General features: G+C 45.9%; 19 protein-coding genes. 15 read left to right on the plus strand and 4 right to left on the minus strand.

Going from position 1 to position 19,736, the window contains the following annotated elements:
• Positions 1 to 112: 112 nt before the first annotated feature.
• The 4 genes from polA to ABIX36_RS02715 all read left to right on the plus strand — a co-directional run bounded on the left by polA (position 113) and on the right by ABIX36_RS02715 (position 6,390).
• Positions 113 to 2,923 carry a DNA polymerase I gene (gene polA / locus ABIX36_RS02700; RefSeq protein WP_348080623.1) on the plus strand — a complete coding sequence of 937 codons (2,811 nt, stop codon included), beginning with the start codon at positions 113 to 115 and terminating at the stop codon, positions 2,921 to 2,923.
• Between the two features lie 417 nt (positions 2,924 to 3,340).
• Positions 3,341 to 3,505, plus strand: coding sequence for a hypothetical protein (locus ABIX36_RS02705; protein WP_348080624.1), 165 nt, complete (start codon positions 3,341 to 3,343; stop codon positions 3,503 to 3,505).
• A gap of 201 nt (positions 3,506 to 3,706) precedes the next feature.
• Positions 3,707 to 5,131 (plus strand): glycogen/starch synthase, encoded by a 1,425-nt coding sequence (locus tag ABIX36_RS02710; RefSeq protein WP_348080625.1) that lies wholly within the window; start codon positions 3,707 to 3,709, stop codon positions 5,129 to 5,131.
• Positions 5,128 to 6,390 (plus strand): glucose-1-phosphate adenylyltransferase, encoded by a 1,263-nt coding sequence (locus ABIX36_RS02715; RefSeq protein WP_348080626.1) that lies wholly within the window; start codon positions 5,128 to 5,130, stop codon positions 6,388 to 6,390. The genes ABIX36_RS02710 and ABIX36_RS02715 overlap by 4 nt, the downstream gene beginning before the upstream one ends.
• A 53-nt stretch (positions 6,391 to 6,443) precedes the next feature.
• Here ABIX36_RS02715 and ABIX36_RS02720 read toward each other — a convergent pair whose 3' ends face one another.
• From ABIX36_RS02720 to ABIX36_RS02730, 3 genes are all read right to left on the minus strand, one after another.
• Positions 6,444 to 7,124, minus strand: a complete 681-nt coding sequence (locus ABIX36_RS02720) for a metal-dependent hydrolase (protein WP_348080627.1) — start codon at positions 7,122 to 7,124, stop codon at positions 6,444 to 6,446.
• 80 nt (positions 7,125 to 7,204) lie between these two features.
• Positions 7,205 to 7,510 (minus strand): YbaB/EbfC family nucleoid-associated protein, encoded by a 306-nt coding sequence (locus ABIX36_RS02725; protein ID WP_348080628.1) that lies wholly within the window; start codon positions 7,508 to 7,510, stop codon positions 7,205 to 7,207.
• Between the two features lie 145 nt (positions 7,511 to 7,655).
• On the minus strand, positions 7,656 to 8,861 hold the full coding sequence (locus ABIX36_RS02730; protein WP_348080629.1) for a serine hydrolase domain-containing protein: 1,206 nt from the start codon (positions 8,859 to 8,861) through the stop codon (positions 7,656 to 7,658).
• Between the two features lie 213 nt (positions 8,862 to 9,074).
• On the opposite strand from ABIX36_RS02730, the gene ABIX36_RS02735 reads away from it, so the two are divergent.
• The 7 genes from ABIX36_RS02735 to ABIX36_RS02765 all read left to right on the plus strand — a co-directional run bounded on the left by ABIX36_RS02735 (position 9,075) and on the right by ABIX36_RS02765 (position 15,053).
• Positions 9,075 to 10,097 carry a tetratricopeptide repeat protein gene (locus tag ABIX36_RS02735; RefSeq protein WP_348080630.1) on the plus strand — a complete coding sequence of 341 codons (1,023 nt, stop codon included), beginning with the start codon at positions 9,075 to 9,077 and terminating at the stop codon, positions 10,095 to 10,097.
• A gap of 2 nt (positions 10,098 to 10,099) precedes the next feature.
• Entirely contained in the window at positions 10,100 to 11,122 is a 1,023-nt protein-coding gene (locus ABIX36_RS02740; RefSeq protein ID WP_348080631.1) for a tetratricopeptide repeat protein, read from the plus strand.
• Positions 11,123 to 11,213: 91 nt separating this feature from the next.
• Positions 11,214 to 12,611 carry a class II fumarate hydratase gene (fumC, locus tag ABIX36_RS02745; protein ID WP_348080632.1) on the plus strand — a complete coding sequence of 466 codons (1,398 nt, stop codon included), beginning with the start codon at positions 11,214 to 11,216 and terminating at the stop codon, positions 12,609 to 12,611.
• Positions 12,612 to 12,672: 61 nt separating this feature from the next.
• Positions 12,673 to 13,179 carry a fumarate hydratase gene (locus ABIX36_RS02750; RefSeq protein WP_348080633.1) on the plus strand — a complete coding sequence of 169 codons (507 nt, stop codon included), beginning with the start codon at positions 12,673 to 12,675 and terminating at the stop codon, positions 13,177 to 13,179.
• Between the two features lies 1 nt (position 13,180).
• Positions 13,181 to 13,975, plus strand: a complete 795-nt coding sequence (locus ABIX36_RS02755) for a S1/P1 nuclease (RefSeq protein ID WP_348080634.1) — start codon at positions 13,181 to 13,183, stop codon at positions 13,973 to 13,975.
• Positions 13,976 to 14,097: 122 nt separating this feature from the next.
• Positions 14,098 to 14,538: a low molecular weight protein-tyrosine-phosphatase gene (locus tag ABIX36_RS02760; protein WP_348080635.1), complete on the plus strand. Its 441-nt coding sequence runs from the start codon at positions 14,098 to 14,100 to the stop codon at positions 14,536 to 14,538.
• A gap of 17 nt (positions 14,539 to 14,555) precedes the next feature.
• On the plus strand, positions 14,556 to 15,053 hold the full coding sequence (locus tag ABIX36_RS02765; protein WP_348080636.1) for a DUF3347 domain-containing protein: 498 nt from the start codon (positions 14,556 to 14,558) through the stop codon (positions 15,051 to 15,053).
• Positions 15,054 to 15,375: 322 nt separating this feature from the next.
• Here the strand turns inward: ABIX36_RS02765 and ABIX36_RS02770 are convergent, their stop codons facing one another.
• Positions 15,376 to 16,293 (minus strand): DUF6607 family protein, encoded by a 918-nt coding sequence (locus ABIX36_RS02770; RefSeq protein WP_348080637.1) that lies wholly within the window; start codon positions 16,291 to 16,293, stop codon positions 15,376 to 15,378.
• 109 nt (positions 16,294 to 16,402) lie between these two features.
• Here ABIX36_RS02770 and ABIX36_RS02775 point away from each other — a divergent pair, with 109 nt between their 5' ends.
• The 4 genes from ABIX36_RS02775 to ABIX36_RS02790 are packed head-to-tail and all read left to right on the plus strand — an operon-like array spanning position 16,403 to position 19,634.
• Positions 16,403 to 16,792: a hypothetical protein gene (locus ABIX36_RS02775; RefSeq protein WP_348080638.1), complete on the plus strand. Its 390-nt coding sequence runs from the start codon at positions 16,403 to 16,405 to the stop codon at positions 16,790 to 16,792.
• Between the two features lie 60 nt (positions 16,793 to 16,852).
• Positions 16,853 to 17,350: a heavy metal-associated domain-containing protein gene (locus ABIX36_RS02780; RefSeq protein WP_348080639.1), complete on the plus strand. Its 498-nt coding sequence runs from the start codon at positions 16,853 to 16,855 to the stop codon at positions 17,348 to 17,350.
• 23 nt (positions 17,351 to 17,373) lie between these two features.
• On the plus strand, positions 17,374 to 18,171 hold the full coding sequence (locus ABIX36_RS02785; protein ID WP_348080640.1) for a hypothetical protein: 798 nt from the start codon (positions 17,374 to 17,376) through the stop codon (positions 18,169 to 18,171).
• A gap of 44 nt (positions 18,172 to 18,215) precedes the next feature.
• A complete protein-coding gene (locus ABIX36_RS02790) occupies positions 18,216 to 19,634 on the plus strand; it encodes a hypothetical protein (protein ID WP_348080641.1) in 1,419 nt (472 codons plus the stop codon).
• The last annotated feature ends 102 nt before the right edge of the window (positions 19,635 to 19,736 follow it).

Raw genomic sequence — 19,736 nt, forward strand, 5'->3', positions numbered from 1 at the left:
CACTGATTTAAAGTTGATGAAAACATAATCGTACTTTTGAAAACATGCACCAATCTGTCAAATCAAAATCAATCGGTGTAATCGGTATTAAAAATCGGTGTAATCAAATATTATGAAGAAGCTTTTTCTATTGGATGGCATGGCCCTTATTTATCGGGCGCATTTTGCATTAAGTAAAACCCCGCGCTTTACTTCGGGCGGTTTAAATACCTCTGCCGTAATGGGCTTTACCAATACGCTGCTGGATGTATTGAAAAAAGAAAAACCCACCCACATGGCCGTGGTTTTTGATACCGATGCACCAACCGAACGCCACGTAGAATACGAAAAATACAAGGCCCACCGCGAAAGCATGCCCGAGGACCTGAGCAAGGCCCTCCCCTATATATTTAAGGTAGTACTGGGTTTCAACATCCCGCTGATCACATCTGACGGTTACGAAGCCGATGACATCATAGGCACCCTCGCCAAAAAAGCCGAGCAGAAAGGCTACCAGGTTTACTGTATGACACCCGATAAGGATTTCGCGCAGCTGGTATCCGAAAATATCCGCATTTACAAACCTGCCCGCATGGGTAACGAAATGGAGATACTTGGAGTTAAGGAAGTATTGGCCAAATGGGAGATAGAACGCCCCGAGCAGGTGATAGATATCCTTGGCCTTTGGGGCGATGCGGTAGACGGTATACCCGGCATCCCCGGCGTTGGCGAAAAAACCGCGAAAACACTTATTAAACAATACGATTCGGTAGAAGGCATTATCGCCCACAGTCACGAGTTGAAAGGTAAGCTGCGCGAGAACGTGGAGGCATTTGCCGAGCAAGGCTTAATGTCGAAAAGGCTGGCTACCATCAACCTTAATTCTCCTGTTGAACTGGATGAAGCCGGTTTGGAAATGTGCGCGCCAAGTAAAGACTTGCTGGAGCCGCTTTTTGCCGAATTGGAGTTCCGTACGCTTGGCCGCCGTGTGTTTGGCGATGATTTCAGTATTACTGAAACCCGCGCCGTATCGGTACAAACCGATTTGTTTGGCGAGCCGGTAGCCGGTGCCCGCACCACGCTCACCGTAGAGACGCAAGACATTTACGAAGCGCCGAACCAGCCAGAAGTAAAAAATATCAACACGGTTGAGCACGAATATATTTTAGCCGATACTTTTGAAAAACGTGCCGAACTCATCAAGATCCTCAGCGAACAAAAGACCTTTTGTTTTGATACTGAAACTACCGGCACCGACGCCAACCAATGCGAGCTGGTGGGCTTATCCTTTGCGGTGAAACACAACCAGGCCTGGTATGTACCCGTGCCGGTTGATGAGCAGGAGATCATAAAAATAGTAGCCGAGTTTAAACCGGTATTTGAGAACGAGAGAATTGGCAAAACCGGCCAGAACCTGAAATTCGATATCCTGATGCTAAAATGGTACAACGTGGAAATGAAGGGCGACCTGTTTGATACCATGATGGCCCATTACGTGATAGACCCGGATACCCGCCACGGTATGGATATCTTGTCGGAAAATTACCTCAATTACAAACCCGTTTCCATTACCGAGCTCATCGGCCCCAAAGGCAAAAACCAGGGTAATATGCGGGATGTGGAGATAGAAAAAATAAAAGAATACGCCGCCGAAGATGCCGATATCACCCTGCAGCTGAAAACCATTTTTGAGCCGAAGATAAAAGAGGTAGGTGCCGAAAACCTGCTGCACCAGATAGAAAACCCGCTGATATATGTACTGGCCGATGTGGAGCACGAAGGTGTCCGCATAGACCACGAAACTCTGAAACAGTTTAGCAAGGAACTGGAAGTTGACATAGCCAAACTGGAAAAAGTGGTTTTCGAAAAAGCGGGTGTACGCTTCAATATCGCATCGCCAAAGCAACTGGGCGAAGTACTTTTTGAAAAACTGCTGCTGGACCCTAAAGCCAAAAAAACAAAAACCGGCCAATACCAAACCGGGGAGGATGTGCTTTTATCCCTTGCTGCAAAAAGCGATATTGTTAGGGATATCCTGGATTTCCGCCAACTACAAAAGCTAAAATCTACCTATGTAGACGCTTTGCCAACCATGGTGAACGCCAAAACCGGGCGCATCCATACCAGCTACAATCAGGCGGTGGCCGCAACCGGGCGTTTAAGCTCTAATAACCCCAACCTGCAAAATATCCCTATCCGCACCGAGCGCGGCAGGGAAGTAAGGAAAGCTTTTATTCCGAGGGACGAAAATCACGTCATCGTTTCTGCGGATTATTCGCAGATAGAACTGCGCATTATAGCCGAGATAAGCAAAGACCCAAACATGCGCCAAGCCTTTATAGATAATATTGATATCCACACGGCCACCGCTGCCAAGGTTTATGGTATAGGCATTGAGGAGGTAGACAGCACGCAGCGCCGTAACGCCAAAGCGGTGAACTTTGGGATCATCTATGGGCAATCGGCATTTGGCTTATCGCAAAATTTAGGCATCCCAAGGAAAGAAGCTGCCGATATCATCGAGAACTACTTTGCCCAGTATCCGGGTATAAAACAGTATATGGCCGATACCATGAACTTCGCCCGCGAAAACGGTTATGTAACCACCCTAATGGGCCGCCGCCGTTACCTGCGCGATATCAACTCTGCCAACCAAACAGTACGCGGTTTTGCCGAGCGAAATGCCATCAACGCGCCCATCCAGGGTTCGGCTGCAGATATGATCAAAATAGCCATGATCAACATCCACCGCGAGTTTAAAGCCCTAAAGCTGGATGCGCGGATGACCATGCAGGTGCATGATGAGTTGGTTTTTGATGTGCCACATTACGAAGTGGAGATAGTAAAACCCATCATTCTGGAAAACATGAAGAACGCCATCAAAACCGAAGTACCGATAATGGTGGAGATAGGTACAGGTGTGAATTGGTTGGAGGCGCATTGATAGGATGAACACTAATTAAATTTCAATATGTCGCAAGAGCAGGTTCAGTGCCCGTCGTGCAAATCTTATAAAGTTGAAAGTGTTAAATCTGCTGCAATTACTTTTGGTATTGGATGTATAGTTGCATCGCTATTTTCCTCATATTTTTTCTCTATCAATTATTGGATTGTTGCGTGTTTTATCATTTTGGGAATGATTTGTATTGTTAATGGAGTTAAAAGTGCGGACGATTACACTTGTAAAAGTTGTGCTTACAAATTCAAAAAACAAGTATAGCAAAGCGAGGAACTTGCGTTAGGGATCGTAACGAAAACCCCGGAATGGAGAGCTGCTTCTATCAGCAGCACGAAATGAGAAGTTGTAGTGTAGAGCCCGGGCCGCAGGCAACGCCCAAATAATTTTTTAATAGTTTATTAAATGGAAAGCCAAACAGAAACGAAGGGTAACAAATCGGATTGGTTTGATGAATTATACAGCGAACAGCAAAACGATGTATTAAAAGGGATAGAAGAGGCTGATCGCGGCGAAACGTATTCTCATATTGAAGTGGTGAAGGTGTTTGAGAAATGGGGCCTAACCTAATTTTAGCATCCCTATTTTGATGTATTAAACCACCCATTGCCAACTCCGCAACAAAGGCGTTCGTCTATTTCAGATAAATACCGAAATGGTAACTATCAGCATGTTTTAATTAAAAAATAACACCATTTCAAACACATTTTTCAAATTATATGTTTGTTCATTTGAGGAAATGTTTAGTACCTTAACCAAACATAATCCCGAATGAGAATATTCCACCTGAGTGCCGAATGCTACCCCGTTGCCAAAGTTGGCGGGCTTGCAGATGTTGTTGGTGCCTTGCCTAAATACCAAAACCAGGCGGGCCAAAACGCTGCTGTAGTGATGCCCTTTTACAACCGTAAGTTTGTTCACGAAAACACTTTTGATGTGGTTTTCCAGGGCACCACGTTATTGGGCACCCGCCGGATCTATTTCGAAATATTAAAAGAAACCACTGATAAACTGGGCTTCGAGCTCTTTTTAATAAAGATCCCCGGCCTGCTGGATAGGGAAAATATCTACAGCTACCCGGATGAGCAGGACCAATTTATGGCCTTCCAGATATGCTTTTTGGATTGGATAAACTGGAGCGGCCAAACACCGGACCTGGTGCATTGCCACGACCACCACTCGGGCCTGGTACCATTTATGATGTACCACTCGGCGCTGTACACGCGACTGGCGCACATCCCAACTATATTTACCATCCACAACGGGCAATACCACGGCGCTTTTGGCTGGGAACGGTTAAACCTGCTGCCCGAGATCGACTTTTATAAAACCGGCTTGCTGGACTGGAACGGCGGCATCAACCCACTTGCATCAGCAGTAAAATGCTGCTGGCGGTTTACTACCGTATCGCCCAATTACCTAAAAGAGCTCTCCATCAACTCCAACGGTTTAGAATACCTGTTTTATGTTGAAAGACATAAAGGTTATGGCATTATCAACGGCATAGATACCGAGGTTTGGGATGCCAATGCCGACCCAATGGTGCCAAATAAATTTACCGCTGCAACAGTTAATAAAGGCAAGCAAAAGAATAAAGAATTGCTGTGCACCCGTTTCCACCTTTCGCCAGATAAACCGCTTATCGTATTCATCGGTCGGTTGGTTGTAGAGAAAGGTGCCGATGTACTACCCGCCGCTATACAGCGCAGCATACAGCAACATGGCGATGAGGTTAACTTTTTGATACTTGGCACAGGCGACCCGGAAACCGAAATGGCCCTGCAAAAGCTGAAAGACCTTTATCCGCAAAACTGTAATGTGTTTATTGGATATGACGAATCGCTGGCGCATTTGATTTACGCCGGGGCAGATTTCCTGCTGATGCCATCGCGTGTGGAGCCTTGCGGCTTAAACCAATTATACGCCATCCGTTACGGCACTATACCTGTCGTACGTACCACGGGCGGCCTGGCAGATACGGTAATTGATTTTGGAGACGAAGACGGTTATGGCATCCGCTTTAACAATGTTAGCGTGGATGATATCAGCATTTCGATAACGCGGGCGGTTGAATTATACAGCGACTCTAAAAAAATGCTGTTGTTGCGGACGCGCATGATGGGCCTCGATTTTTCTTGGTACCGGTCGGCAAAAGAATATATTGACCTTTACGAAAGTTTAACTCCTACGATATGACATCAAAAGTAATCAGCATTGTACTTGGCGGCGGCCAGGGTAGCCGTTTAGCACCGCTAACCCAAACACGTTCGAAACCGGCAGTGCCTATTGCTGGTAAATACCGATTGGTTGACATCCCCATCTCCAACTGTTTGCACTCGGGTATCGACAGGATATTCGTGTTAACGCAGTTTAACTCGGCATCGCTTAACAAGCACATCAAAAATACCTACCACTTCAGCACGTTCAGTACTGCTTTTGTGGATATTTTGGCCGCGGAGCAAACCCCTACCAGCGGGGGATGGTTCCAGGGAACTGCCGATGCGGTTAGGCAAAGCCTGCACCACCTGGGCGTGCACGATTTTGAATACGTGCTGATACTATCGGGCGACCAACTGTACCAGATGGATTTTGATGAGATGATTAGGCAGCACATCGAAAAAAAGGCTGATATCTCTATCGCCACTATCCCGGTGCATGTGAATGATGTTCCAGGTTTCGGTATCCTGAAAACGGATGATCAGAACCTGATCACGTCGTTCATCGAAAAACCTAAAACCGGTTTCGAGAACTGGGTATCAGAAGTAAGCCCGGAAATGAAGGAGCAGGGCCGTATTTACCTGGCGTCGATGGGGATCTATATCTTCAACCGTAAATTATTATACGATTTGCTGGAAGGTAATGACCATACCGACTTTGGTAAGGAAATTATCCCGCAATCGATAGAGGGGCATAAAGTTATTAGTTACCAATACGAAGGCTACTGGACCGATATTGGTACCATCCCATCTTTTTTTGATGCTAACCTTGGGCTTACAGATGACATTCCGCAGTTTAACCTGTTCGATAAAAACCAAATTTACACCCGTGCGCGCATGTTGCCGCCAACCAAAATATCGGGCACACATTTGGATAGGTCTATCATTGCAGATGGCTGTATCATCAACGCCAGCCTGATCACCCGCTCTATTGTAGGTATCCGTACACGTATAGGGCTTTATACCACAATAGATAGCTGCTATGTAATGGGTTGCGATAATTATCAAACCCTGGACGAAATAGCAGTTGCCAAAGCCAACGGCGACCCGGTTATGGGTATTGGCGACAGGTGTACCCTGCGCAACGCAATTATTGATAAAAACACCTACATAGGCGACGACGTAAAAATCAACTGCGGCGGTAAGCTGCCGGATGGTGATTTCCCAACCTATACCGTAGTTGATGGTATTGTTATCGTTAAGAAACGTGCTATTATACCAAGTGGAACAGTGATCTAAACAAATAGTACATAAAGAGAACGGCCCCGAAAGTTTCGGGGCCGTTCTTGTTTTTACAGATCTAAGCTTTCGCCGATAGCAGGCAGCTTAAGATTAAGCCCCGCTTTAATGAATTTTTCTTTTACTTCTTCCTTGTCTATCTTGATCACCGGGAACGAATCGTAATGGATGCCGATGATGTTTTTGCAATTGATAAATGCCGCTGCTTTAATGGCATCATCCGCACCCATGGTGTAGTTATCGCCAATTGGTAAAAACGCCCAGTCGAGGTTTTCATCCTCCAGCAATTTCATATCGTAAGTAAGCGCGGTATCGCCGGCGAAGTAGATCTTCTTTCCTTCTGAAGAGATCACAAAACCCGCGGGGTTACCGCCGTTGCTGCCATCGGGCAGGGCGCTGGAGTGTACAGCGTTCACCATTTTCACCCGGCCAAAATCAAAGTTAAAGCCACCGCCAATGTTCATGCCGTGTACATTATCAATATCCTGTTTACCAAGCCAGCCAGCAATTTCGGCTATGCAAATAACTTTTGCACCGCTTTGCTTTTGCACCTGCACCAGGTCGGCAACGTGGTCGCCGTGGCCGTGCGATACCAGGATGTAATCGGGTTTAAGGCTTGCTACATCAACAATGCCTTTGGCCAGATCATTATAAGTAATAAACGGGTCGAACAGTAATTTTTTTCCGGCAGCCTCCATCTCAATGGTCGACTGGCCTAAGTAGGTAACTTTCATAGGGCTATTTTTATGTGTAAATTACCGAATAGATAATGAATGTTGCAACCTGTAATTTGCTTTTGACAGCATTATAACATTTACTTGCCAAACAAGCTGCCCATTCCGCCAAACATAGCGCTGGTCATGGCGGCCATTTCGCTTTGGCTAACGTTGTCAGCCTGTTCCATGGCTTTGTTAATGGCAATTACCAACAGTTCTTCCAGTTCCTCTTTATCGGCTTCCTTCAAAAAAGCCTCATCAATAGTAACGGACTGAACCACCTTATTACCATTGGCCTGCACGGTGATCTTGCCGCCTTCGGCGCTGCCGGTTACGCTGATAGCGTCCAGCCGTTTCTTTACTTCGCCAGCCTTTTGCTGGGCTTCCATTAATTTATCGAACATGATTATTGAATGTGCAGATATACAAATGTGCGGATGTGCAGATGATTTGCACTGGTCCCACAACTGCATACCCAGGTTATCTAATTATTATTTATCAATTCCTCATCTGCACATCTGCATATCCTCGCATTTGCACATCTGCAGCTTAATCCTCCTCCGTATCGCCAGCTCCGTTATAAGCACCTTTGCGCACTACGGGCATACCTGTCATTTTATACAGGTCGTCCAGGTGTAGCAGGCTGCCGTTCACCATATTACCTAACAAAACAATGGTTACATCGTTTTTAAGGTCGCGCAAATAAATATGACGGAAACCATGCCACCAGCCGGTGTGGTAAACCACATCCTGCCCCGGCGATTCAAATATACGCCACCCGTAGCCATAACTAAAATGCCCGCGTACCATTGGGTTGCGCGGCGTGTAAGCCGAATCCTGCGTGGCGGGCTTTATCAAACGCCCGGCCCTAAGCGCCTGGTCGAAAATGTAAAGATCGCCGACGGTGCTGTAAATACCTTTGTCGCCCACGGGGCCATCTAAAAAGTTTTGCGCTACAGAATAGCGCCAGCTGTTACGGTCGTGCCCAACTACATCAACGGGTATTTTATCATACACCGCTTTAGAATAAACAGCGGTATGTTTCATGCCGGCGGGTTTAAACACATTCTCCATCATATAATCGGCGTAACTTTTACCGGTAATTTTCTCAATAATGGCCCCAAGCACCATAAAGTTAGAGTTGTTGTAATGGAATTTTTTATCGGGAGCGATGTAGCGCGGCGGTTTATACTGCGCTATCATGGCCATAGCCCCGGCATTGGTAAGTCCCTTTTTCTGGTCGCGGTGTTCTGCGCGGTAAATGCCGTCTACAAAATACACGTAGTTCATCATACCTGATCGGTGTGTAAGCAGCAGGCGGATGGTAACCCCTTCGTAAGGAAAATCGGGGAAAAATTCTTTAACGTTTTGGTCGAGTTTAAGTTTACCACGCTCCCAAAGTTGCATAATAGCAGTACCCGTCATGGTTTTGGTAACCGATGCCAGCTCGAACTGCGAACCAAGTTTAAGGCTGTCGCGGGTGAGGTGATTTGCCCAGCCCAGCGCGTTCTCGTAAATTATCTTTCCTTTTTTGGCAACCAGTACATTGCCGTTAAAGCCGCTAACCCTATGCAGGTGCTGCATAAAATCATCAATTTTTTTATCGGCGCCTTTGGGGTTATATTTTAATAATCCGGTTGGGTCAAAAGGCTTCAGAGAATCGGCAGCAGCATTTTTTTTGTCGGCCGAACCAGACGAGCACGCCGAAAATAAGAACAAGGAAGCCGCGAACGCAGCTTTAAGCACAAAATTCATAGATAAAAAATATTCGTTAAACGAAAAGCAAAAATGGAAAAATATATAGAAGCAATAAGCGAAAAGTTTAAATAATGTTTCAACATAAATAAAAACAAGTTAAATTATCCTCACAAGCATAAATCTTGCTCTTGTGTTTTGTTCTAAAAAAATTATGGAATCCTTCTCCATCTGGCATCTTATTGTTATAATTAACAATATAAACCTTACACAATGAAACCGCTTTACAAAACCTTACTGCTGCTGGCCTTTGTTGCCATTTCGGTTACCGCTTACAGCCAGGACCGCGACAAAGTAAAAGAACTGATAAAGCAAGGAGTTGCCCTGAACGATGAAGGAAAATACGACGATGCCATAGCCAAATACGCAGAGGCGTTGAAGATAGAACCCGGAAGCTACAACGCTAATTATGAAACGGCTTATACATTACAGGCGAAAGGGAAACCGCTGGATGCCATCCCCTACCTGGAAGCCGCTATAAAAATAAACCCCGAAAGCGGTGATGGCTACAACATGATCGGCAACATTTACGACGATAATAAACAACCCGATAAGGCGCTGGAATACTATAAAAGAGGAATAGCCGCCGCGCCCGATTATCAGCGCCTATATTACAATATAGCCGTCACTTATTATGGCCAAAAGCAATACACCGATGCCGAAGCAAGCGCCATTACCGCTATCAAGTTAGACCCTAAGCACGCCAGCAGCCAGCGGATATTCGCGATGGCCACAAACCGCCAAAACAAGTTGGGTGCATCGCTTTTGGGCTGGTGTAGTTTCTTACTGATAGAGCCGCAAACAAAACGCTCGCCGGAGGCGCTGACCTATGTAAAAGCGATCATCAATAACGGCGTGAAGAAAACCGGCGAAAAAAGTGTAACCATAACCATAAATGAAAAAGACCTTAGTTCATCCAACTTGCTGATGCCATTGACGGTTACCAATGCTACATCCGACAAAAAGAATCTCAGCGCAACCGACTCATTAACTTTACAATTCACCGCGCTTTTTGAGATCGCACACGTTATTACCGGCGATAAAGACAACCCTTTCGTTGCCTCTTATTATTCAGATTTTTTTGAGAAGCTGGCAAAATCGGGCAATATGGCCGCATTTACGCGTTATATAAGCCTTAGTGCTTACAAGGACGAGAACCTCGCCTGGTTTAAAGAGCACGACAAAGACCTCGCTGCTTTTGACGACTGGCTAAAAGCAACCAAACGGGAATTTTAAATATGCGGTTTTACTTTAAGATCATCATTTTTATTTGTGCTTTAGGCAGTGGTGTAGATGCATCGGCACAAAGCGATAGTAGTGTGGCAGGCCTTATTAAACAAGGCGTAGAACTAAATAATCAAAAAAAATACCCCGAAGCAGCGGAGAGCTACAAAGCGGCCTTAGCACTCGAACCTGACAACGTGCAGGCCAATTACCAAATGGCTTTTACGCTTTTCTCTGCAGGTAAAAACAAGGAGGCCCTGCCATTCATAGAAAAAGCCAGCAAAGGCAACAACCCCAAATTCACTGCGGCGGCTTACAGCCTCATGGGGAGCATTTACCAAAGTGTAAATCAGCTACCCAATGCTGTTAACGCTTACAAAAACGCTATTAAGGCCGACGGCAGCAACCAGCGTATCTACTATAATTTGGGAATAGCTTATTTTAAGGGTAAGTTATATGGCGAGGCGGAACAAACCTTTGCCACGGCCATAGAGTTGGATAGCAGCGATGCGGGTAGTACCCGGATGTACGCGTTATCGGCCTTTCACCAAAATAAACGGGCGGAGGCGACATTTGGTTTTTGTCGCTTTTTAATGCTGGAACCTAATACTCCCCGTAGTGCCGAAGTTTATGGCAACTTACAGAATATTTTGCAGGGTGGTGTTTTAAAACCCGAACCTGGTTACCGTGAACCCCGTGATATGAGTTCTGCAGATCCCGGCAATAAAGTATTAACAAAAGCACTTGCAGGCGTGGCAAACCGAAAGTATGCTACATCTGCTGATCTGTTGGCGGCCCAACTTAAAAGCATTTTCAATGCCGTGGGTAATATCCCGGTTGAAAAATACGCGTTTTGGCAATCATTAGCTACCTATTTTGGACAACTTACAGCATCCAATAATCTGCCCACATTCGCCCGCTACATTAGCCAAAGCGCCAAGCCTGAAAGCGCGAAATGGCTGAAAGATAATCCCGATAAACTGAGCGCGCTGAAAAATTGGGTGGCCGTTACCAAGCCCGCATTTAAGGTATTGTGATAAATACTCCTGTACCAAAAAGATTACTTCATCTCTTCCCCATACTCCATTTAAAACCCTAAATTTGCCCCCGCAAAACATATATATCCATATGAGTTTCAGAACCGAATATGATACCATGGGCGCGGTACAAGTACCGGCCGACAAATACTGGGGCGCGCAAACAGAACGCAGCCGCAACAACTTTAAAATTGGCCCCGAGGCTTCTATGCCGAAGGAAATTATTGAAGCATTTGCTTACCTGAAGAAAGCTGCCGCTTATACCAATACCGATTGCGGCGTACTCCCTGCCGAAAAGCGCGACATGATAGCCGCCGTTTGTGATGAAATCTTAGCAGGCAAGCTAAATGGCGAGTTCCCGCTGGTGATCTGGCAAACAGGTTCGGGCACGCAATCAAACATGAACGTGAACGAGGTGGTAGCTAACCGCAGCCACGTACTACAGGGTAATACTTTGGGCGAGGGCAAAACCTTCATCCACCCCAATGATGATGTAAACAAATCGCAATCATCAAACGACACCTACCCTACAGCAATGCACATTGCTGCTTACAAGATCCTGATAGATGTTACTATCCCCGGCATAGAAAAATTGCGCGATACCCTGCAGGCGAAAAGCGAAGCTTTTAAAGCCGTTGTAAAAATTGGCCGCACCCACCTGATGGACGCTACGCCGCTTACTTTGGGCCAGGAATTTTCGGGCTATGTATCGCAACTGAACCACGGTTTAAAAGCGCTGCGTAACACCTTTGAGCACCTAAGCGAACTGGCCCTTGGCGGCACAGCGGTAGGCACCGGCATCAACACCCCAAAAGGATATGATGTAAAAGTTGCCGAATACATTGCCAAGTTCACTAACCTGCCATTCATCACTGCCGAAAATAAATTTGAAGCACTGGCGGCACACGATGCCATTGTAGAAAGCCATGGCGCGTTGAAACAGATCGCGGTATCGTTAATGAAAATAGCAAATGATATCCGGATGCTGGCGTCTGGTCCGCGCTCGGGTATCGGCGAGATCCACATACCGGATAACGAACCCGGTTCGTCTATTATGCCGGGTAAAGTTAACCCAACCCAGAATGAAGCGGTTACCATGGTAGCAGCGCAGGTAATGGGTAACGATGTAGCCATCTCCATAGGCGGCAGCAACGGGCATTACGAACTGAACGTATTTAAACCGCTTATGGCGGCCAACTTTTTACAGTCGGCCCGTTTAATTGGCGACGCTTGCGTATCATTTAATGATCATTGCGCCGTTGGCATTGAGCCAAACTACGAAGGCATCAAAAAACACCTCGAAAACTCGCTGATGCTGGTAACCGCGCTTAACCCCCACATTGGTTATGATGCCGCGGCCAAAATTGCCAAAACAGCACTGAAAGAAAATAAGTCGCTTCGCGAAACCGCGGTTGGCTTAGGATACCTCAGCAATGAGCAATTCGACCAGTGGGTACGCCCCGAAGATATGATAGGCGGGCTGAAATAAGCCCCCCGGCCAAAAGCCTCACCCAACCCCTCTCCAATGGAGGGGGACATTTTAATGTTTTATGCGGAAAAGCCACATCCTTTATCTTTTGTCCTTCGTCTTTATACTGGCGTCAAGCTGCCGCTTCAACCCCGATATGCAGGGACCCGGCGAAGCCGCTTTGCAGGGCGAATGGCAGCAGGACAGTGTCGTTTTGCAAAAAAAACTGCTCAACTACTCGCTATACCATTTCAAATTCAGCTGCGATTCTTTTTTCGTAAGCATCAAATCGTTCAGTAAAGCCAATGGTGGTTACCCGGATAGCTGCGTACAAAACGGGCAATGGAGCGAATACGCCAAGGGCGTTTACGAGCAAAAGCACGATACACTTCGTTTGAAAGGCCTGTTTAGCAATGCCGACCTTACCTATAAAATAGAGGGCGGCTGTTTCCGCTCGGGTAAGTACGAGGAGACCTTTAAACTCGTCAAAAAAGCTGATTCGGTTATTCAATTTTTCCCAACATCAAGCGTTATCCCTTTCGATGCGCATTTAACAAAACGAAGTTCCTGTACTCCAAAACCGTTATAATATGAAAAACTTGTTTAAAAAGCTGCTTGTAGCGGCAGCCGTACTTTACTTCCCGGCGCAAGCTATGGCCTGGGGCACCAACGGGCACCGCATTACCGGGCAAATTGCCTACAGTTACCTTACCCCAAAGGCGCGCGCGGCTATCAAAGCCATCCTGGGCAACGAGTCATTGGCGCTCGCAGGCAACTGGGCCGATTTTGAACGCTCTAACCCCGATTATAAATTCACCGAGACATGGCACTATGTTAATTTGGATAAGGGCTACACCCTGCCCGAAATGAAGGCATATTTAGCTCAGGATACCATCACCGATGCCTACACTAAACTGAATTTTTTAATGGGCGAACTAAAAAAGAAAACCCTGAATAAAGACCAGAAATTTTTTGCGTTGCACATGCTTATCCATTTAATTGAAGATATTCACCAACCTATGCACACCGCGCACAGCTTTGATAAAGGAGGCAACGATGTAAAGGTTACCTGGTTTAATAATCCAACCAACCTGCATACCATCTGGGATTCTCAGCTTATAGATTTTCAACAGATGAGCTTTACCGAATACGCTACCGAAATTAACCATACCACCGCAGCACAACGCGCCGCATGGCAAAAAGCACCGGTAGCGCAATGGCTTTACGAATCTAACGTGATATGCCAGGACATTTATGCTTATTCAAAAGATGGCGATAAAGTAAGTGCATACAACTATAACTTTAAATTCATCAGCGTAGTAAACCAGCGCCTGCTGCAAGGCGGCGTAAGGCTGGCCGGTGTTTTGAACCAAATATTTGGTTAGTAGTTAAGAGACGTTAAAAGGGTTAGAAAGGTTGTAAAAGTTAGGACCAACCTTTCAAACCTTTTTAACTTTTTACAACCCTTTTAACCTTTCTCTAACTTTTTTAACATCTCTCAACTAACATGAAAATACTAATGGTATGCCTGGGCAATATTTGCCGTTCGCCGCTGGCGGAGGGTATTATGCAGCACCTGGCCGATAAGGAAGGGTTGGATTGGGAAGTAGATTCGGCAGGTACGGGCAACTGGCATATTGGTTCCCCGCCCGACAGGCGCTCCATCCGCGCCGCAGCCGATGAGGGTGTCGACATCAGCAGGCAAATATGCAGACTTTTCCGCGCAAGCGATTTTAACGAGTTCGACCTGATACTAGTGATGGACAAAAGTAACCTGAGTGACATTTTAGCCAAGGCACGCAATAATGCCGATAGGAATAAAGTTAAGTTACTATTGGGCAACAAAATAGTGCCCGACCCTTACTACGACGACACGCAATTCGCGCCGGTATTTAAACTGATCGAAGCGGGTTGCAAAGAAATTATCAAGGAATATAAAACCAAGTAATTAATTCAGGATATTATATGAAAACACTTTTTTTAAGCATCGTCCTTGCGTTTAGCATCGTAACCGCAAACGCGCAGCAGATCAACAGCGTTGATAAGCTAACGGCATCATACATTGGTGTAAAGGATGCCTTAGTGGGCAGCAACGCCGAATTAACAAAAAGCCGCTCGAAGGAACTGCTTGGCGTATTAACCGCATTCCCGGTAAAAACATTACAGCCAAAGCAACAAAAAACCTATGCTGCTTACCTTGAAAAGTTAAAGTACGATAGCCGCCACATCAGCGAGACTATCCTTATTGATCATCAGCGCGAGCATTTCCAAAGCCTGTCTAAAAACATGTTCGCCTTGTTATCCGGCTTAAACATGACCAGCGCACCACTTTACCAACAGTATTGCCCCATGAAAAAGGCCTATTGGTTAAGCGAATCCAAAGATATCCGCAACCCGTATTACGGCGAAGACATGCTGGAATGTGGTAAGGTAACTGCTACCTTAAAGGTGGCGGCGAAATAAAATACACCAAGTTGTATTAGGAGGCTGTATCATATTGATTTTGATACAGCCTCTTTGTTGTTTTTTGGCTGCCCGTCAATCGACAAAAAAACTATTGAGTGTTCACGCCACACAAGTGAACACCGTGAACATTTATAAAAATCTTATAATCAACAATTTACAAATTACAAGATGGTGTCAATATTGTGTCACCACCAATGTTGTTGCTGTTAACTATTTTCGCGGGTAAAACACACCAAAGCCAAAAAGGAGATAATAACCCAATAGGTAATCTATGTGTTTTGGGTAAACCGGCTTTGATACTGCCTCCTCTTTTTATTAATTACGCCCCTATATACACCGCGATAATTTTATTCGCTTCTTCCTTATTTTTTGCAGAACTCCATTTTTCTTTTACCGATTGATCGCCCAGATCAAATAATCGTTGATACAGTCTTTTATCGTCTTTTTTATCTGCCAGTTTAATGGTGCCGTTCTTTACAAAAACATTGTCCCACACCGCGCGCACATCCGTCCAATATGCTTGCTGGTTTGCCCACCAGGTTTTGGCATAAGCAAATTTACTTGCATCTACTTTGGTAAATTCCTCGTAGCCTTTCTCCTGGGCAATTAGTTTATCACCTCCGGCCGAGCGGACTATTTTCTTATTGTCCTGCTCAAACATCCAACCCTCAGGTGTTAAGTAGATGCGGTTACCGCGGCGTAGTACGTTATAGTCGTTACGTTTGGTATACTCGCGGCGTGGCAGCGGCGAATCGCTTTCGCCCTGCCACTGGTGGCGGCCATCTACATGCACCCAGGTGCCAATGCTTTCATACCGTGGGCTATCATCAACCTGCAACACTTTTTGTATCCATTTGCCTTTTGTTTCGGCAGGCGAAAGGGGCACTTTTTTCCAGGTGTTCTCTTTATCAAAAGCTAAAATTGAGGGCTGTTCGTAAACCCAGTCTTCGCGCCAGTGTTTTATAACAGTCGTATCGTCAACAGCCAGCAGGTGTTGAATTACAATTTTCTTTGGCGAATCTTCCACTATAACAGCCCATTCGTAACCCCATGAATGGTAACGGGGATGAAATTTATAAGCCGTATCCGGCGCAAAGGTTTCGGCATAATTGAATGTTACTTTGTAGTAGCCCGCCAGCGATTTTATGGCTTGCCTATCTTGCTCGAGCTTGGATTGTGAAAAAGCAGCTAAAGCGACAATGCAAATGCTTAAGGATAGGATTAGTTTCTTCATCATCTATTTAGATTTAATCTAAATACAAAGAAAGAATATAAATTTGAAGATTTCAATACTTATTTATAAATTTTGTGTTTGTAATCAGTTAGTTAAACATTACTTTTGTAACATGATTAAAAAGCAGGGAGCATTGCTATTAGCGTTACTGTACACCGTTACAGTGGCCGGCTTTGCGCTAAACCTGCATTACTGCGGTAGCCATGTTGCAGATGTACAGATAAATGCCCCGGCAAAACCTTGTTCAACCACCATGGCAAAAAGCAAAATGAATTGCTGCAAGGATAGCAAGCTGGATGTGAAGGTAAAGGATGACCATCAAAAAGAATCCACCTCGTTTTTCTCCAGGCTGTTTGCTTTTGATTTGCCAAAGTTCCCATTGGCTGATTTCCTGCTATCGGCACAGCAATCTGTATTAGAAAAACTTTTCGACCGCGGCCCGCCCGATATTCCATCTGAGGGGATCGCCGTTTTCCTTAAAAATTGCATTTTCCGAATTTGATAACCGTAGGTAATTTCAAAATTAATTACACTATCAATTCAAATTCAATTTTTAAAAACAATGAAAACGTTAAAAATATACATCATCCTTTTTATAGCAACCGTAACTGTTGCAAAAGCACAATTCACCAAAGCCGAACTGCAAGTTAGCGGCCTTACCTGCTCGCTTTGCGCAAAATCTACCGAGAAGGCGATCAAAGCCTTGCCGTTCGTAAGCGAAATAAAACCCGACCTGATCCGCAATATCTACAACATTACCTTTAAGGAAGGTGTACCGGTAGATTTTGAGCAGATCAGCAAGAAGATAAAAAGCGCAGGCTTTTTTGTGAACTACTTTAAAACCACCTACAACTTCGCTAACACCACTGTTGCGGAAAATGCCTTCACTTATGGCGGCGATACCTACAAACTGTTAAATGCTGATAAACCGCTGAGCGGCGAGGTATTGTTAACCATCGTAGATAAGGGCTTCGCGCCAAATTCAGTATCTAAAAAGTATCTGGGCAAAAACCCGGAAACACCGGCTGCATCGGGCAAAACTTACCACGTAGCAATTTAAGCGCTTTCTAAAACTCATTATTTATGAAAGCAACTTTATTGGCATTTTGCCTTATGGCATCTGCATATGCCACATTTGGGCAGGAATTATACGTAAATACCGAGCCGGCCAGCAATATGGCGGCCCATTCTTTAGGCATCCGCCTGGAGAACCAGGGCTTCACTTCGCCGGAGTTTAAAAACCGCAGCACGCTGGAGATAATGTACGGTGCTACCGGTAAACTGATGGTGCATGGATCTGCCTACGTATCAAATTTTTATCAGCAAAGCCAGCACCTCGAAGGCGGGAGCGCCTACGCCAAGTACCGCTTTTTATCCATCGATAGCGTGCAATCGCATTTTCGCGGGGCGGTGTTTGGGAAGGCATCTATCAGCAGCAACCCGTTCAATACACAGGAAATTGCTTTAGAGGGCGATAACAGCGGCTTGCAAGGCGGCGTTATCTTCACCAAATTGATGCATAAGCTGGCCTTATCCGGCTCGGCAAGTTATTTGCGGGCATTTGATAATAATGGTAACGCCCCGCCAATTACGGGCGCAAAAAACGCGGTAGCCTATAGTATATCTGCCGGTTACCTGCTGCTGCCCAAACGCTACAGCAGCTACAACCAGGTGAACGTAAATGTATATGCCGAACTGCTTGGTAAAAGCAACCCCGGTTACGCGCAAAGCTACCTGGATGTGGCCCCCGCTGTGCAATTCATTTTCAACAGCGTTTGCCGGTTAGATCTTTCGTACCGCGCTCCTCTTTTTAATTCTATGGAACGTTTCAGCAAGAACATGTACCTCATCCGCTTCGAGTACAATTTCTTTAATTTATAAGATCAGAGGGCACGAGATGTCGCGTCTCTTTAAAAGAACCTACCATGAAAAAACATATTTTAATAATAGCCATGCTTTTTATAGCGCTGGCAACTCACGCCCAGGATATGGGCAATATGCAGCACATGCAAAAGGATACCGGCCAAAAAAAACCCATGAAACACGACCATGCCGCCATGATGAAAAAGATGCAGCATGATACCACACACAAAATGGGCATGATGACCAGCCAGTTCTCGCTGGACCTGCCCATGAACCGCGATGGCTCGGGCACCTCTTGGGTGCCGGATGAAACACCGATGTATATGTACATGATCCATGGCAAAAAATGGATGCAGATGGTACACGGCAGCGTGTTTTTACGCTACAATAAGCAAGACGTGTTTAACAAAGGCAGCCGCGGTGGCAGCCAGCTTGATGCACCAAACTGGCTGATGTATATGGCGCAGCGCAAGGTTGGCAAAAACGGCCTGTTCGCCATTAACACCATGTTTTCTTTCGACCCGTTTACGGTTGGTGCCGGGGGCTATCCGCTGCTTTACCAAACAGGCGAATCGTACAAGGGGAATAAACTGGTAGACCGCCAGCACCCGCATGATCTTTTTGCGGAACTGAGCATCGCCTACACCCAACGCGTTGCAAAAAACACCGATGTATCGCTTTCGGTTGGTTATCCCGGCGAGCCTGCTTTGGGGCCGCCCGTGTTTATGCATCGCCTTTCGGCCATGAATAACCCGGATGCGCCGCTGAGTCACCATTATGCCGATGCCACGCATATTACCTTTGGTACGGCTACCTTGGGGTTCCGTTATAAAAACGTAAAGTTGGAGGGGTCGGTATTTACGGGGCGCGAGCCGGATGAACACCGCTATGATTTCGACAAAGCTAAATTCGATTCGTACTCCGTTCGCCTGTCGGTAAACCCATCGAAAGAATGGGCGCTGCAGGTTTCTAACGGCTGGCTGAAAAGCCCGGAGGAAGCCGAACCGCTGGAAAATATCAGGCGTTTTACCGCATCGGCCATTCACACTAAAATGCTGGGCGATGCCAGCTATGTGGCAACTACACTGGTATTTGGGCAGAATCACCATAACAGCAGCGGCGCAAACGAACCTGCTATATTGCTGGAACATGCTTACCAGTTCAACAAAAACGCCATCTATGGCAGGTACGAGTATGTACAAAAAGATGCCGGTGAGCTGGATTTGGAAGCTCAATACCCTACCGATCCTCGTTTCAACATCAACGCTGTTACCCTCGGATATAACCGCATCCTCACTACGTTTAAGCAAACCAACCTTACCGTGGGTACGCAAGCGACGCTAAACCTGTCGCCAACGCAATTGAAAACGCTGTACGGCAATGCGCCCTTAGGTTTCCAGGTTTACCTGCGGGTTACGCCCGCTTTGATGAAAATGGGCGGGAAGCATAAGATGGATAAAATGATGGATATGGACATGTAATAAATGCCCTCTAATCACCACGCGTCATTGCGAGGCACGAAGCAATCGCTGAACTATGCATGACCGCTTTGTATTCCGCCTACCTGCCTATCGGGAGATTGA

It is taken from the genome of Mucilaginibacter sp., assembly GCF_039925265.1.
GTDB lineage: Bacteria > Bacteroidota > Bacteroidia > Sphingobacteriales > Sphingobacteriaceae > Mucilaginibacter.

Excerpts from the sequence above, each read along its gene's own strand:
- polA (WP_348080623.1), top strand. The coding sequence starts at position 113 with ATGAAGAAGCTTTTTCTATTGGATGGCATGGCCCTTATTTATCGGGCG.
- ABIX36_RS02705 (WP_348080624.1), top strand. The coding sequence starts at position 3,341 with ATGGAAAGCCAAACAGAAACGAAGGGTAACAAATCGGATTGGTTTGAT.
- ABIX36_RS02710 (WP_348080625.1), top strand. The coding sequence starts at position 3,707 with ATGAGAATATTCCACCTGAGTGCCGAATGCTACCCCGTTGCCAAAGTT.
- ABIX36_RS02715 (WP_348080626.1), top strand. The coding sequence starts at position 5,128 with ATGACATCAAAAGTAATCAGCATTGTACTTGGCGGCGGCCAGGGTAGC.
- ABIX36_RS02720 (WP_348080627.1), bottom strand. The coding sequence starts at position 7,124 with ATGAAAGTTACCTACTTAGGCCAGTCGACCATTGAGATGGAGGCTGCC.
- ABIX36_RS02725 (WP_348080628.1), bottom strand. The coding sequence starts at position 7,510 with ATGTTCGATAAATTAATGGAAGCCCAGCAAAAGGCTGGCGAAGTAAAG.
- ABIX36_RS02730 (WP_348080629.1), bottom strand. The coding sequence starts at position 8,861 with ATGAATTTTGTGCTTAAAGCTGCGTTCGCGGCTTCCTTGTTCTTATTT.
- ABIX36_RS02735 (WP_348080630.1), top strand. The coding sequence starts at position 9,075 with ATGAAACCGCTTTACAAAACCTTACTGCTGCTGGCCTTTGTTGCCATT.
- ABIX36_RS02740 (WP_348080631.1), top strand. The coding sequence starts at position 10,100 with ATGCGGTTTTACTTTAAGATCATCATTTTTATTTGTGCTTTAGGCAGT.
- fumC (WP_348080632.1), top strand. The coding sequence starts at position 11,214 with ATGAGTTTCAGAACCGAATATGATACCATGGGCGCGGTACAAGTACCG.
- ABIX36_RS02750 (WP_348080633.1), top strand. The coding sequence starts at position 12,673 with ATGCGGAAAAGCCACATCCTTTATCTTTTGTCCTTCGTCTTTATACTG.
- ABIX36_RS02755 (WP_348080634.1), top strand. The coding sequence starts at position 13,181 with ATGAAAAACTTGTTTAAAAAGCTGCTTGTAGCGGCAGCCGTACTTTAC.
- ABIX36_RS02760 (WP_348080635.1), top strand. The coding sequence starts at position 14,098 with ATGAAAATACTAATGGTATGCCTGGGCAATATTTGCCGTTCGCCGCTG.
- ABIX36_RS02765 (WP_348080636.1), top strand. The coding sequence starts at position 14,556 with ATGAAAACACTTTTTTTAAGCATCGTCCTTGCGTTTAGCATCGTAACC.
- ABIX36_RS02770 (WP_348080637.1), bottom strand. The coding sequence starts at position 16,293 with ATGATGAAGAAACTAATCCTATCCTTAAGCATTTGCATTGTCGCTTTA.
- ABIX36_RS02775 (WP_348080638.1), top strand. The coding sequence starts at position 16,403 with ATGATTAAAAAGCAGGGAGCATTGCTATTAGCGTTACTGTACACCGTT.
- ABIX36_RS02780 (WP_348080639.1), top strand. The coding sequence starts at position 16,853 with ATGAAAACGTTAAAAATATACATCATCCTTTTTATAGCAACCGTAACT.
- ABIX36_RS02785 (WP_348080640.1), top strand. The coding sequence starts at position 17,374 with ATGAAAGCAACTTTATTGGCATTTTGCCTTATGGCATCTGCATATGCC.
- ABIX36_RS02790 (WP_348080641.1), top strand. The coding sequence starts at position 18,216 with ATGAAAAAACATATTTTAATAATAGCCATGCTTTTTATAGCGCTGGCA.